Raw genomic sequence first — 13,128 nt, 5'->3', positions numbered from 1 at the left:
TGCGGCTCCTCAGCCTCGTACGGCCGCGATCGCTTCCGCCAGCGCCGCCGGCACGTGGGCCACGAGCTGGTGCGTCCCGTCCCGCACGATGTGGCGGCCGCCGACCACGGTGTCCCGCACGTCCGCGCCGTTCGCCGCGAATACGGCCGTCTCGGCCGCGAGGGCGGGCGGCGAGCCCGCGGTGCGCACGGAGTCCAGCGCGACGGCCGTGAAGTCCGCGAGCGCGCCCGGCTCGATGCGGCCCGCCTCGTCCCAGCCGAGGGCGGCGTGGCCGTCGGCGGAGGCGGCTCGCAGCAGCTGGACGGCCGTCCAGTGGCCGCGGGTGCGGGAGTGCAGCCGCTCGTCCATCTCCATCGCGCGCGCCTCTTCGAGCAGGTCGATGACGGCGTGGCTGTCGCTGCCGAGGGAGAGCGGGGAGCCCGCCTCCTGGAGGGCCCGGGCCGGGCCGATGCCGTCGGCCAGGTCCCGCTCGGTGGTCGGGCACATGCACACGCCCGTGCCCGAGTGGCCCAGCAGCCGGATGTCGCCCGGGGTGAGGTGCGTGGCGTGGACGGCCGTGGTGCGCGGGCCGAGCACGCCGTGGTGCGCGAGGAGGGCCGTGGGCGTGAAGCCGTGCGCCTCGACGCAGGCGTCGTTCTCCGCGGTCTGCTCGGACAGGTGCACGTGCAGCGGTGCCTCGCGCTCCTGCGCCCACGCGGCCACGGTGCCCAGCTGCTCCGCGGGCACCGCCCGTACGGAGTGGATCGCCGCGCCGATCCGCGTGTTGTCGTCGCTCTTGAGGGCGGAGACGCGCTCGGCCCAGCGCTCGGCGGTGCCGTCGCTGAAGCGGCGCTGGTGCTTGTCGGGCTCGGCGCCGAAGCCGGAGGAGAGGTAGCAGGTGTCGAGGAGGGTGATGCGGATGCCGGCCTCGGCGGCGGCCGCGATCAGGGCCTCGCCCATGGCGTTGGGGTTGTCGTAGCGGGCGCCGCCGGCGAGGTGGTGCACGTAGTGGAACTCACCGACGGAGGTGATGCCGGCGAGCGCCATCTCGGCGTAGGCCGCGCGGGCGAGCGCGAAGTAGTTGTCGGGAGTGAGGTGGTCGGCGACGCGGTACATGACCTCGCGCCAGGTCCAGAACGTGCCCTCGCCCGCCTGGGTGGCCCCGCGCAGGGCGCGGTGGAAGGCGTGGCTGTGGGCGTTCGCGAACCCGGGCAGCGTGATCCCCCGGAGGGCCACCGCGCCCGGGGGCGGGGCCGCCGCGCCCCGCCGGACGGCCGCGATGCGGCCGTCCGGGCCGGACTCGATGACCACGCCCGGCTCGACGCCGGTGTCGAGAAGGGCGTGCTCCGCCCAGTAGGTCTGTGCCGTCAGCGACACGCCAGGCCCTCCAGTACGTCGGCGAGTGCGGTCACCCCGGCCAGGCAGTCGTCCTCGGAGGCCGTTTCGGCGGGTGAGTGCGAGACGCCTGTGGGGTTGCGTACGAACAGCATGGCGGTGGGGACGGCTCCGGAGAGGATTCCGGCGTCGTGTCCCGCGCCCGTACCGAGGACGGGGACGGCGGCGCCGCCCTTGCCCAGGATGCGGCCGAGCTCGTCGCGCAGGGCGTGCTCGAACTCGATGACGGGCGTGAACGACTCCCGCGTGATGCGGACGTCGATGCCGTCGCGCTCGCCGCGCTCCACGGCCGCCTTCTCGATCTCGGCGACCACGAGGTCGAGAGTCTGCTGGTCGGCGGCGCGCGAGTCCAGCCAGCCGCGCACGAGGGAGGGGATCGCGTTGACGCCGTTCGGCTCGACGCTGACCTTCCCGAAGGTCGCCAGGGCGCCGGCCAGCCGCGCCTTCTTGCGCGCGGCGAGGACGGTGTTGGCGTACGTCAGCATCGGATCCCGGCGGTCCTCGATGCGGGTCGTGCCGGCGTGGTTGGCCTCGCCGTGGAAGTCGAACCGCCAGCGGCCGTGCGGCCAGATGGCGGAGGCGATGCCGACGGCGTCGTCCGTGTCCGCGAGGGCCCGGCCCTGCTCGACGTGCAGCTCCACGAAGGCGCCGATGCGGGCGAGGCGCTCGGGATCCGGGCCTATGGCCTCCGGGTCGTAGCCCGCGCGCTCCATGGCCTGCGCGAGGGAGACCCCCTCGGCGTCCCGGAGCGCGTGCGCCTTGTCGGGGCCGAGCTGACCTGCGGTCAGGCGCGAGCCCACGCAGGCCAGGCCGAAGCGGGCGCCCTCCTCGTCGCCGAAGTTGACGATCGCGAGGGGGCGGGACGGCCGCGCGCCGCGGGCGCGGAGCTCGTCGAGCGCGGCGAACGACGAGACGACGCCGAGCGGGCCGTCGAAGGCGCCGCCGTCCGGGACGGAGTCCAGGTGCGAGCCGGTGACGACGGCGTCCCCGGCGGCGGGGTCGCCGAGCCAGGCCCACTGGTTGCCGTTGCGGTCGACCTCGTAGGCCAGCCCGCGGGCTTCCGCCTGGGCGCGGAACCAGGAGCGGCAGTCGGCGTCGGCGGGGGTCCAGGCGATGCGGCGGTATCCGCCGCTGTCCTTGTCCCGCCCGATGGCGCCGAGGTCACGCCACATCTCGTGGAAGCCGGCGCCACCGTTGGCGGGGGCAGGGCTGCTCACTCGCCCTCCCGCATGGGAACCCGCACGCCCCGCTCGGACGCGACCGACTCCGCGATGTCGTAGCCCGCGTCGACGTGGCGGATGACGCCCATCCCCGGGTCGTTCGTCAGGACGCGCCGGATCTTCTCGCCGGCCAGCGCCGTGCCGTCGGCCACCGTCACCTGGCCCGCGTGGATGGAGCGGCCCATTCCGACGCCGCCGCCGTGGTGGAGGGAGACCCACGACGCGCCCGAGGCGACGTTGACCATGGCGTTGAGCAGCGGCCAGTCGGCGATCGCGTCGGAGCCGTCGAGCATGGCCTCGGTCTCGCGGTAGGGCGAGGCCACCGAACCGCAGTCGAGGTGGTCGCGGCCGATGGCCAGCGGCGCGGCGAGCGTGCCGTCGGCGACCATGTCGTTGAAGCGCTCGCCGGCCTTGTCGCGCTCGCCGTAGCCGAGCCAGCAGATGCGGGCGGGCAGGCCCTGGAAGTGCACCCGCTCCCCGGCCATCTTGATCCAGCGGGCCAGGGACTCGTTCTCCGGGAAGAGGTCGAGCATCGCCTTGTCGGTCTTGTGGATGTCGGCCGGGTCGCCGGAGAGGGCCGCCCAGCGGAAGGGGCCCTTGCCCTCGCAGAAGAGGGGGCGGATGTAGGCCGGCACGAAGCCGGGGAAGTCGAAGGCGCGCGCGTAGCCCGCCAGCTGGGCCTCGCCGCGGATGGAGTTGCCGTAGTCGAAGACCTCGGCGCCCGCGTCCTGGAAGCCGACCATGGCCTCGACGTGCCGGGCCATGGACTCGCGCGCCCGGGTGGTGAAGTCGGCGGGCTTCTCGGCCGCGTACGTGGCCATCTCGTCGAAGGAGATGCCGACGGGCAGATAGGCGAGCGGGTCGTGGGCGGACGTCTGGTCCGTCACGATGTCGATGGGCGCGTTCATCGCGAGCAGCTGCGGGACGAGCTCGGCGGCGTTGCCGAGGACGCCGATGGACAGCGGGCGGCGGGCGTCGCGCGCCTCGACGGCCAGCTGGAGGGCGTGGTCGAGCGAGTCGGCCTTCACGTCCAGGTAGCGGTGCTCGATGCGGCGCTCGATCGCGCGCGGGTCGCAGTCGATGCAGATCGCGACACCGTCGTTCATGGTGACGGCGAGCGGCTGGGCGCCGCCCATGCCGCCGAGGCCGGCGGTCAGGGTGATCGTCCCGGCGAGCGTCCCGCCGAACTTCTTTGCGGCGACGGCGGCGAACGTCTCGTACGTGCCCTGGAGGATGCCCTGCGTGCCGATGTAGATCCACGAGCCGGCGGTCATCTGGCCGTACATGGTGAGGCCGAGGTGCTCCAGGCGGCGGAACTCCTCCCAGTTGGCCCAGTCGCCGACGAGGTTGGAGTTGGCGAGGAGGACGCGCGGCGCCCACTCGTGGGTCTGCATGACGCCGACCGGGCGGCCGGACTGGACGAGCATCGTCTCGTCCTGCTTGAGGGTCTGCAGGGTGCGGACCATGGCGTCGAACGAGCGCCAGTCGCGGGCGGCCTTGCCCGTGCCGCCGTAGACGACGAGCTTGTCGGGGTGCTCGGCCACCTCGGGGTCGAGGTTGTTCTGCAGCATGCGCAGGGCGGCTTCCTGCTGCCACCCCAGCGTGCTCAGCTGGTTGCCTCGCGGCGCTCGTACGGGTCGCGGTCCGGACATGGGGCCCTGCCTCCCTGGCGGCTGCTCTCGCTGCTCTGCCCTGCTCTGAATAGAACACTGCACATCTTGGGTGGCTGAATAGCTCTAGTCAACGGGTGCCGGGCGAAACCGGTGGGTCGGGGGTCACATCCCCGGGCTCGTCCGGCGGCCCGGCGCGAGCCTCGTCCGCCGCCGCCGCAGGGGGCTCGTCCGGGGGCCCCGCGAGGTCCCCGAGCCGTACCGGATGGGCCAGCGGCCGCCGGTCCATCGCGTACGGATCGGCGAGGGGGGAGCCCAGGAACGCCGCGGCGAGCTCGGCCGTACTGCGCCCGCACATCCGCCCCTGGCACGCGCCCAGCCCGGCGCGGCACGCGAGCCTGAGCGCCCGCATCCCGTCCGCGCCGCGCGCCACGACGGCGTCCCGCAGCTCCCCGTACGACACCTCCTCGCACCGGCACACCAGCGTGTCCTCGCGCAGCCAGGCGCGCCAGCCGCCGGGTACGGGGTGCGCCCGTGCGAGCGCCCGCCCGAACCGCTGCCCGGAGCGGACGCGGGCGGCGGCGGCCGCGACGCGGGCGGGAGGCGGGGGCGTGAGGCCCGCCCCGGCGCCCGGACCCCCGCCTGCCGCCGCCCGTGCGCGCTCCGCCAGGTCCGCCACCGCCGCCAGGCCCGCCAGCTCGCCCTCCGCCGCGGCGGCCTGCGCGCCCGCGATCCCGGTGAGCTCACCGGCCGCGTACACGCCCGGCACGGTCGTCGCCTGCCGCCCGTCGACGACCACGCGCCCGTCCCGTACGGCGCACCCCGCCGCCAGGGGCAGCTCCAGCTGCGGCGTGAACCCGTAGCCGACGCACACCGCGTCCACGCGCCCCAGGCGCCGCTCGCTGCCCGGGACCGGGTGCCAGCCCGCGTCCAGGCGGGCCACGGTGACGGCCTCGACGCGGTCCCGGCCGTGCGCCGCGACGACCGCGTGCCGGGTGCGGTACGGGACGCGCCCGCGGGCCAGCCCGGCGGCGTACGAGGCGAGCTCCGCGAGCCTGCGGGGGCCGCCGTCGCGCAGGGCGGCGACGGGGCTGCGCAGCCAGCGCGCCGGGTGCCCCGCCTCGTAGACGCCCAGGACCTGCGCCCCGACGTCCAGCAGGGACAGCGTGGCCGGCAGCAGGAACGGGCCGGTCCCCGACACCACCGCCCGCGCGCCGACCGCAGTCCGCTGCCCCTCCGCCAGTGCGCGGGCCGCGCCCGCCGTGACCACGCCCGGCAGCTCCCAGCCGGGGAACGGCAGCACGCGGTCGAAGGCGCCGGTGCACAGGACGAGCGCGTCGGCCGTGAGGGTGCGGGGCGGGCGGCCGCGGTCGTCCGCGGGGCCTTGGTGCAGGTGGACGAGGTGCCGGCCGGGCGCGGGGCCTGGTTCCAGCGCCCAGACGGTGGCGTGGGCCAGGTGCTCGATACGGGGCTGGGTGGCGACGGCGAGTTCCAGCGGGTGGGTGGCGGAGGCCATCACTCCGTCGGTGACGGCGGCGGGCTGCCGCCCGTACCGGCCGCCCACGCGCGCCTCGCTGTCGACGAGCACGACGCGTGCGCCGCACCGGGCGGCGCTCAGCGCGGCCCGGGAGCCGGCGGGGCCGGCGCCGACGACGACCACGAGAGGCGCGAGGGGAGGGGGAGGTAGGTGGGGAGGGCCGCTCATGCGACCTCGTCCGCCTGGTCCGCCTCGTCCGCTGCGCGCGGGGCCCGTACGGTGCCGGTGCCGGGCTCCGTGTCCGCGGGCAGGCGGGCGCCGCGCAGGGTCTCCACCCGGTCGCCGTCGCGCAGTTCGCGCAGGCACGCCCGGACGTCCGGGAGGCCGTTGACGACGAGCAGGCAGTCGTAGCAGACGCCGATGCCGCAGAAGACGCCGCGCGGGCGGCCGCCGAGGCGGGTCGTGCGCCAGGAGCGGCGGCCCGTCGCCAGGAGCAGGGCCGCCACGGTCTGGCCGGGCAGGGCGCGGTGCCGCTCGCCGTCGACGTACACCGTCATCAGTGCCATCCGTTCTCCTTCCGGATGCCGGGGGTGTCAGAGGGGAGGCCGGAAGGGCCGCGCGGACGCGAAGCGGTGGGCCCGGAACGGCTCCGGGTCCACGTGCGGCGGCTCGCCCGCCCAGAGCTCGGCGAGCAGCTCGCCGGTGGCGGGGGCCATGCCGATGCCGGCGCCCTCGTGGCCGGTCGCGTGCCACAGGCCGGGGCGGCGCGGGTCCTCGCCGACGACCGGCAGGTGATCGGGGGTGTACGGGCGGAAGCCGCCGTATGCGCGCATGACGGGCACGCCGCCGAGCACGGGGAAGAGGCGGGCCGCGCCGCGGGCCAGCGCGCGCAGCACGTCGGCGCGCAGCGTCGCGTCGAAGCCGGCGCGGCGGCGGCTGGAGCCGATGAGGACCGTGCCGGCCTGCGTCGCCTCGACCACGGTCGCCACGTGCAGCGCCGCGTCCGCGCTGCCGGCGGCGCGCGCGTACCCCGCGTCGTACACCGTGTGCCGCACCGTGCCGTGCGGGAGCGGCGCCGTGACGAGGACGGTGCCGCGGCGGGGCACGACGGGCAGGGGCGCCCCGGCGGCCGCGGCGAACTGCCCGGCCCACGGGCCGCAGGCGTTGATGACCGCGCCGCACGGGACGAGACCCTCCGACGTGCGCACGCCCACGATCCGGCGCCCGTCGCGGCCGGTCTCCACGCCCGTCACCTCCACGCCGGTACGGATGCGGCCGCCCCGCGCGCGGACGGCTGCCAGCAGCGAGGTCGTCGCCAGGACCGGCTGGAGCTGGGCGTCCTCCGGATAGTGCACGGCGGCGCGGACGCGGGGCGTGAGGTGCGGCTCGTACGCGGCGGCCTCGCCCGGGGCGAGCTCCCGGGCGTCCACGCCCGCGGCGCGCTGGGCCGCGGCGAACGCGCGCAGGGCGGAGCCGGAGTCGTCGTCCGTGGCGACCACGAGCCCGCCCTTCGCCTCGTACTCGCACTCCGCCCGCCCCGGACCGAGCTCCTCGCGGAGCGCGGCGAGCAGGCGCGGCCAGCGGCGCAGGGAGGCCTGAGCGAGGGCCAGCGCGGGGCCGGGGGCGCGGCCCGAGACCAGCAGGTTGCCTTCGCCGCACGCGGTCGTCCCGGCGGCCAGCGGGCCTCTGTCGAGCACAAGTACTTGTGCACCGCGCCGCGTCAGCGACTCGGCGCACGCCGCGCCGACGATGCCGCTGCCCACCACGACGACGTCCGCGCCGCCGTCCTCTTCCCGCTCTTTCCGCAGAACGCGCACGCCCGTCGCACCGCCGTTCCCCCAGAGGCCGCCGCGACGCTATTCGCCCCGCGGCGGGCGGGTCAACACCTCTGGCGCGGTACGGGCGCCCCATGTTCGTGCAGTGCGCTTCCCCTTGTCAGAGCCGCCGCTGCCGCTCGGCGTTGATGGCGGCCACGCGCGCCCGGAGCCGCTCTGCGACGGTGACGGGCTCGACGTCCTCAAGCCCTGCGATCCACTCGCGCCCTCCGCCGAACGCCCGCAGGAACACCATCGTCGGCGTCACTTCCATCACTTCACCGACCCGGTCACGGCGCTTGTCCAGCACCATCGATCCGACCGCGAGCCTGTTTGCGTTGTCGTTCCTCTGCATGGCACATGACGCTACGGAGGGGGCGTTTTGCCCGGCAATGGCACTCTGCGGCGGCGGCCGGCGGAAGTGCCACTGCGCGTCACATGGGCACGCCGATCGCGTCGGCCAGGGACCGCATGCCGGGCGTGAGGGTGCGCCTCCGGCTGATCACGCGGCCGAGGATGTCGTGGGCGTAGCGCTGGTTGGGCAGCCACTGGGGTGCCGCGGTGCGGATGCCGTGGAGGACGTCGATCGCCTCCGCGTACTGACGTGAGCGCACATGAGCCTCGGCCACGTCCAGGAGGTGACGGTTGCGGTTGTTGGACGTGGGGCGCATGCCGCGTACGGGCACGCGCTCGGCGAGCTCCAGGACGACGTCCGGCCGGTCGGCGAGCATGGCGTTCTCGGCGCGCTTGAGGGTGACGGTCACGGGCCCGAAGGCGCGCAGGAAGTCCTTGCCGGGGGCGAACTCCCGGCCCATGGCCACGGCCGCGGCGTGCGCCAGCCTCAGGGAGTCCTCCGCCTCGCCGGGCCGGTTGTCCCGGACGGCCGCGGCGGACAGGCGCAGGAGCAGCCATCCCCACGCGCTCAGCTCGGCGGCGGTGGCGCGAGACATCCGCGGCTCCATCTCGTCGGCCCACCGGGTCGCGAGCTCGCGCGCGTCGGCCAGCCGGCCCTGCCGGAGCAGCAGCCAGCACTGGGTGCTCACGGTGGCGGCCCCGTGCAGCCGGTCCGGCGAGCCGTCCAGGGACCGGTCGAGAGCGGAGTGCGCGGCGGCGAACTGCCGTGTCTGGGTCAGCAGCCACCCGGTGAGCTGGAGGACGCGAGCGCGCACCGCTCGCCCCTCGGAGTCCGCCGCGGCCAGGGCCTCGGCGTCGCGGATCAGCGTCGGCAGCAGCGTGCTCAGCTCGGCGTACCGGTCACCGGAGAACAGCGGCACCGCCGCATTGAGGGCCCCGAGGACTCCGGCGACCGTGGGCGGCTCCTCCGGCCCGCGCGTCGGCGCCTCCGCGGCCAGGGCCCGCCGCACGGCCTCCCACCGGTCCGCGGCAGGGAACTCGCCCCGCTCCTCCGCTTCCGCGAGGAGGCAACTGGTCGGCACGCCCAGCGCGACGGCGAGCTGCCGGGCCGTCTCCAAGTGGGTGTCGTTCCGCTCGCCCTGTTCGAGTTTGCGGATCAGAGAGAGCGAGACACCGGACACAGCGGCGAGTTCCCGCTGACTGAGACCCCGCCGCTTACGCACGTCCTGGAGCCGCTGACCGATCGTGGCACCCTTGGGCATGGAGCCGAGCGTACGCCCCTTTGAATACGGTGAGGTTGACGAAATCACCCGGACCGAGTTCTACGACGACCCGGCCGCGCCGGAGCCCAACAGTCTCGTCGTGGCCGCGTCGGCCGTCGTGACGGACGACGCCGGGCGGATCCTGATGCAGCGCCGGGCCGACAGCGGGCTGTGGGCGTTGCCCGGGGGCGGGATGGAGATGGGGGAGTCGCTCGTCGGGGCCGTCGTGCGGGAGGTGCGCGAGGAGACCGGGCTCGACGTCGAGGTCACCGGGCTCGTCGGCACGTACACCGATCCCCGCCACGTCATCGCGTACAGCGACGGTGAAGTGCGCCGGCAGTTCAACGTCTGCTTCACGGCGCGGGTCGTGGGCGGGGCGCTCGCCCTCTCGGACGAGTCGACCGAGCTGCGGTTCGTCCCCGCGGAGGGGCTCAGCACGCTGGACATGCACCACACGCAGCGGATGCGCGTACGGCATTACCTGGAGCGGCGCCCTCAGCCCTATCTGGGCTGAGGGCGGCATCCACACGGCGGGGCCTCACTCCTCGGTGAGCAGCCCCCTCCGGAGGCGGCGCAGCGTGCGGGAGAGGAGGCGGGAGACGTGCATCTGGGAGATGCCCAGTTCCTCGCCGATCTCCGACTGCGTCATGTTCGCCACGAACCGCAGGGACAGGATCTTCCGGTCCCGGTGCGGGAGTTCCGCGATCATCGGCTTGAGGGAGGCGACGTACTCGATGCCCTCGAGGTCGTGGTCCTCGTAGCCGATGCGCGCGGCGAGCGTGCTCTCGGCCTCCTCGTCCTGGGACTGGGCCGCCGCGTCCAGGGAGCTCGCCGAGTAGGCGTTGCTGGCGGCCATGCCCTCGACGACCTCGTCCTCGGTCAGGCCGAGTCGCGCGGCGAGCTCGCCGACGGTCGGGGCGCGGTCCAGGGACTGGGCGAGTTCGTCGCCGGCCTTGGCCAGGTCGATGCGCAGCTCCTGGAGCCGGCGCGGCACCCGCACCGACCAGCTGGTGTCGCGGAAGAACCGCTTGATCTCGCCGATGATCGTCGGCATCGCGAACGTCGGGAACTCGACGCCCCGGCTGAGCTCGAAGCGGTCGATCGCCTTGATGAGGCCGATCGTGCCGACCTGGACGATGTCCTCCATCGGCTCGCTGCGGGAGCGGAACCTGGCGGCGGCGAACCGCACGAGCGCGAGGTTCATCTCGACCAGCGTGTTCCGCACGTAGGCGTATTCGTGCGTGCCCTCTTCGAGCGTTTCGAGGCGGGCGAAGAGCGTCTTGGACAGGGCCCGGGCGTCCTGCGGGGCCAGCTCGCCGGGGGGCGTGGCGCCGAGGCCGAGGTCGATGTCGGGGTCGACATCGAGGGCTCCTGCGCCGTCGTAGTCGGGCAGGGGGTCGGGCTGGGGTGTCGACAACGCCGTACGAGCTGCCGTGCGCGCTTCCGTATGGGTGTCGTCGAGCCGGGGTGACATGGGGGTCTCCTCCATCGTTCTCGGCATATGGCTGCCGATGCCGTCGCGTCGTGCTGCGGTGAGCGGCGCCTCCAAAGCCGTTCGTGGTGGATGTCGTCTACTAGCCCTACCTGCCCTCACCCTCGCACCGCAAGTGCGTGATGTCCGGATATGTGCATAATGCCGGACCTTCCGCTTCCGGACGCCGTAGGGAAGGCGTAGTGTTCTCGAAGCGCCACGCAGGCACACCGAGAAGGGATGCGCATGGATCGCGGGATGGTCGGCAGCGCGAAGGGCCGGCTGAATGTAGCCGTCCGGCGGGACGGATCGAGCGCGATCGTGACGCCCGTGGGCGAGCTCGATCACCACACGGCGGATGTGCTGCGCGAGCCGCTCGAAGCGGCCATCGCCGACGGCGGCGTACGTGTCGTTCTGGACTGCTCCCGGCTGGACTTCTGCGATTCCACCGGTCTCAACGTGCTCCTCGGCGCCCGGCTCCAGGCCGAGGCCGTCGGCGGCGGAATCCACCTCGCTGCGATGCAGCCCGTGGTCGCCCGGGTCTTCGAGATCACCGGCGCGGAAGCCGTCTTCACCGTGCACGAGACCCTCGACGCGGCCCTCGCCGGACTCACCGGCTGACCCCCGGCGCCCGCGCCGCTTCGCACGCCCTCCCGGTTCACTCCTGTGTGTTACTCAAACGTTATCCGCGCCTGGCCCGGATCTACGTCCCGCAGTTGTATGCATCACAGGATCGATGCCGAAGAAGTGGGTGTTCTCACGAATCGGTCGGGCAGGAGTCTGCTGAATCTGCTCCGTCGGGTCTGTTCCGTCCATACGTTCGTTACGTTCCGTTCTGAATCGGTGAATCGGTGAGGTGAAGCGCTGATGAGCACCACCCGGCCGTGCCCTCCGCCGGGCGACCCCGGTCCGGGGGCGGGCGGCGCCGCCTCTTCCGGCACGTCCGGTATGCCTGGCGCTTCCGGTACGCCTGCTGCCGCCGGGGCGCCTGCCGTTTCCGGTGCGCCTGGTACGTCTGCTGCGCCTGCCGCTTCCGGTGCACCCGATACGCCCCGTACGCCTGGTGCATCGTCGCCCGAGGCGTCTTCGGCGTACGCGCCCCCCGGCAGCGTGCGCCGGCTGCACCTCGTCGGCGTCCCCGGCGCCGTGCCGATGTCCCGTGACTTCACCCGGCAGGCCCTCTACGACTGGGGCTGGCTGCCCGCCGCCGGCGCCGACCGCCGCGCCGCCGCGGAGGACGTCCTCCTCGTCGTCTCCGAGCTCGTCACCAACGCCTGCCTGCACGCCGACGGGCCGGAGGAACTGCGCGTCAGCTGCGCCGGCAAGGTGCTGCGCCTGGAGGTCGTCGACCTCGGCGCCGGCACGCCCGCCCCGCGCACGCCGCACCGCGGCGGGCGGCCCGGCGGCCACGGGATGTTCATCGTGCAGCGGCTCTGCCTGGACTGGGGGGTCGTGCGGAACGAGGGCGGGGCCGGGAAGACGGTGTGGGCGGAGCTGGCCGCGCCGGGTTAGGCCGGGGGCTCCTCCGTCTTCCCCCTTCCCTCTCCCTCTTCCTTTCCCTCTTTCCCTTCTCCCTCTTCTTCTCTTCCTTCCTCAAGGTCCCCGGCGTACTGTCTGCGCCCGATCTGATGTGCCGTCAGTAGTTCTTTCCGGCTACGGCACCGGACGAGAGGGGAACCAGAGGTGTCCCACATCCCACCCCGAACATCACCCCGAACGCCGCGCCGCGTCCTCGCAGCCGCCGTCACCCTCGCCGGCGGGGCCGTCCTGCTCGGCGCCCCGGCCGCGCACGCCGTCACCGTCGACGTCGCCTACGCCTGCAAGACCCCCATCGGCGACAAGAGCGCCGTCTCGCCCATCGACATCAAGGGCGTCGCGGACGGAAGCTCGTACAAGCTGACCATGTCCTTCGAGAAGGGCGTCTCCTCCAGCCCCATCGAGCTCGGCAAGGGCGCGATGAAGCCGAGCGCCGTCATCAAGCTGGGCGGCACGGACAGCGGCACGGTGGCCGTCTCCGGGCCGGCCAACGCGGAGCCGATACCCGCCAACACGCCGATCAAGATCAGCGACCTGTCCGGGACGTACACCCCGAAGAAGAGCGGCAGCGTCACCTTCACCGCCTCCACGCTGACCATTTCGGCGCTGGGGACGACCACGACCTGCACGCCTACGAACGATCCGAAGCCTTCGCTGACGTTGGAGATCAAGGGGGATGGGGGGTCCGGGTCCGGGGGGTCCGGGTCCGGGGGGTCCGGGTCCGGGGGGTCCGGGTCCGGGGGGTCCTCTTCCTCGGGTGGTTCTTCCACGGGTGGTTCTTCCGCCACGGGGGGTTCTTCCACGGGTGGTACTTCCGCCACGGGTGGTTCGTCCTCCACCGGTGGGTCTTCCGCTACGGGCGGGTCCAGTGGCGGTCAGCTGCCGCAGACCGGGCCCGCCGACTCCGCCATCGCCCTCGGCACCCTCGGCGGCACCGTCCTCCTCACCGGTATCGCCGGCACGCTCTGGCTGACGCGGCGTCGCCGCGTCGGCGTTCGCTGATGGAGTCG

Annotated in this window: 12 protein-coding genes and 1 pseudogene; 4 read left to right on the top strand and 9 right to left on the bottom strand. The window is 74.0% G+C overall.

Translation table 11 applies throughout. The features are described from left to right. Nucleotides 1-9: 9 nt before the first annotated feature. The 8 genes and pseudogenes from PS271_RS10365 to PS271_RS10330 all read right to left on the bottom strand — a co-directional run bounded on the left by PS271_RS10365 (nucleotide 10) and on the right by PS271_RS10330 (nucleotide 9,111). Complete coding sequence (locus tag PS271_RS10365; RefSeq protein WP_398386793.1) at nucleotides 10-1,350, bottom strand: formimidoylglutamate deiminase; 1,341 nt, start codon at nucleotides 1,348-1,350, stop codon at nucleotides 10-12. Then, on the bottom strand, nucleotides 1,347-2,546 hold the full coding sequence (locus tag PS271_RS10360; protein ID WP_398386792.1) for an allantoate amidohydrolase: 1,200 nt from the start codon (nucleotides 2,544-2,546) through the stop codon (nucleotides 1,347-1,349). The genes PS271_RS10365 and PS271_RS10360 overlap by 4 nt, the downstream gene beginning before the upstream one ends. A 41-nt stretch (nucleotides 2,547-2,587) precedes the next feature. Further along, a complete protein-coding gene (gene hutU, locus PS271_RS10355) occupies nucleotides 2,588-4,246 on the bottom strand; it encodes a urocanate hydratase (RefSeq protein ID WP_398381664.1) in 1,659 nt (552 codons plus the stop codon). Nucleotides 4,247-4,334: 88 nt separating this feature from the next. Further along, nucleotides 4,335-5,909, bottom strand: a complete 1,575-nt coding sequence (locus tag PS271_RS10350; protein ID WP_398381663.1) for an FAD-dependent oxidoreductase — start codon at nucleotides 5,907-5,909, stop codon at nucleotides 4,335-4,337. Between the two features lie 89 nt (nucleotides 5,910-5,998). Then, nucleotides 5,999-6,247, bottom strand: a pseudogene (locus tag PS271_RS10345) ((2Fe-2S)-binding protein); the annotation flags it as partial. A gap of 27 nt (nucleotides 6,248-6,274) precedes the next feature. Then, entirely contained in the window at nucleotides 6,275-7,498 is a 1,224-nt protein-coding gene (locus PS271_RS10340; protein ID WP_398381662.1) for an NAD(P)/FAD-dependent oxidoreductase, read from the bottom strand. Between the two features lie 118 nt (nucleotides 7,499-7,616). Continuing rightward, nucleotides 7,617-7,850 carry a hypothetical protein gene (locus PS271_RS10335; protein WP_398381661.1) on the bottom strand — a complete coding sequence of 78 codons (234 nt, stop codon included), beginning with the start codon at nucleotides 7,848-7,850 and terminating at the stop codon, nucleotides 7,617-7,619. Between the two features lie 79 nt (nucleotides 7,851-7,929). After that, entirely contained in the window at nucleotides 7,930-9,111 is a 1,182-nt protein-coding gene (locus PS271_RS10330) for a helix-turn-helix domain-containing protein (protein WP_398381660.1), read from the bottom strand. 43 nt (nucleotides 9,112-9,154) lie between these two features. On the opposite strand from PS271_RS10330, the gene PS271_RS10325 reads away from it, so the two are divergent. Then, complete coding sequence (locus PS271_RS10325; protein ID WP_398386790.1) at nucleotides 9,155-9,625, top strand: NUDIX domain-containing protein; 471 nt, start codon at nucleotides 9,155-9,157, stop codon at nucleotides 9,623-9,625. 24 nt (nucleotides 9,626-9,649) lie between these two features. On the opposite strand, the gene PS271_RS10320 is transcribed toward PS271_RS10325, so the two are convergent. After that, complete coding sequence (locus PS271_RS10320) at nucleotides 9,650-10,612, bottom strand: SigB/SigF/SigG family RNA polymerase sigma factor (RefSeq protein ID WP_398381659.1); 963 nt, start codon at nucleotides 10,610-10,612, stop codon at nucleotides 9,650-9,652. Nucleotides 10,613-10,828: 216 nt separating this feature from the next. Between PS271_RS10320 and PS271_RS10315 the strand changes: the two genes are divergently transcribed. From PS271_RS10315 to PS271_RS10305, 3 genes are all read left to right on the top strand, one after another. Further along, on the top strand, nucleotides 10,829-11,203 hold the full coding sequence (locus PS271_RS10315) for an STAS domain-containing protein (protein WP_398381658.1): 375 nt from the start codon (nucleotides 10,829-10,831) through the stop codon (nucleotides 11,201-11,203). A 246-nt stretch (nucleotides 11,204-11,449) separates the two neighbouring features. Next, the gene (locus PS271_RS10310; RefSeq protein ID WP_398381657.1) at nucleotides 11,450-12,094 is read left to right on the top strand and encodes an ATP-binding protein; all 645 of its coding nucleotides are present in this window, start codon (nucleotides 11,450-11,452) and stop codon (nucleotides 12,092-12,094) included. Nucleotides 12,095-12,265: 171 nt separating this feature from the next. Beyond that, entirely contained in the window at nucleotides 12,266-13,120 is an 855-nt protein-coding gene (locus PS271_RS10305) for an LPXTG cell wall anchor domain-containing protein (protein WP_398381656.1), read from the top strand. Nucleotides 13,121-13,128 lie beyond the last annotated feature (8 nt).

Source organism: Streptomyces sp. SCA2-17, from assembly GCF_044336695.1.
The sequence above is the reverse complement of the archived record's forward strand: the minus strand, read 5'-3'. Positions and strand labels throughout refer to the sequence as shown.

Bases quoted from the DNA above. Each gene is read 5' to 3' on its own strand.
- PS271_RS10360 (WP_398386792.1), bottom strand. From the start codon at position 2,546: ATGTGGCGTGACCTCGGCGCCATCGGGCGGGACAAGGACAGCGGCGGA.
- hutU (WP_398381664.1), bottom strand. From the start codon at position 4,246: ATGTCCGGACCGCGACCCGTACGAGCGCCGCGAGGCAACCAGCTGAGC.
- PS271_RS10350 (WP_398381663.1), bottom strand. From the start codon at position 5,909: ATGAGCGGCCCTCCCCACCTACCTCCCCCTCCCCTCGCGCCTCTCGTG.
- PS271_RS10335 (WP_398381661.1), bottom strand. From the start codon at position 7,850: ATGCAGAGGAACGACAACGCAAACAGGCTCGCGGTCGGATCGATGGTG.
- PS271_RS10330 (WP_398381660.1), bottom strand. From the start codon at position 9,111: ATGCCCAAGGGTGCCACGATCGGTCAGCGGCTCCAGGACGTGCGTAAG.
- PS271_RS10320 (WP_398381659.1), bottom strand. From the start codon at position 10,612: ATGCCGAGAACGATGGAGGAGACCCCCATGTCACCCCGGCTCGACGAC.
- PS271_RS10315 (WP_398381658.1), top strand. From the start codon at position 10,829: ATGGATCGCGGGATGGTCGGCAGCGCGAAGGGCCGGCTGAATGTAGCC.
- PS271_RS10310 (WP_398381657.1), top strand. From the start codon at position 11,450: ATGAGCACCACCCGGCCGTGCCCTCCGCCGGGCGACCCCGGTCCGGGG.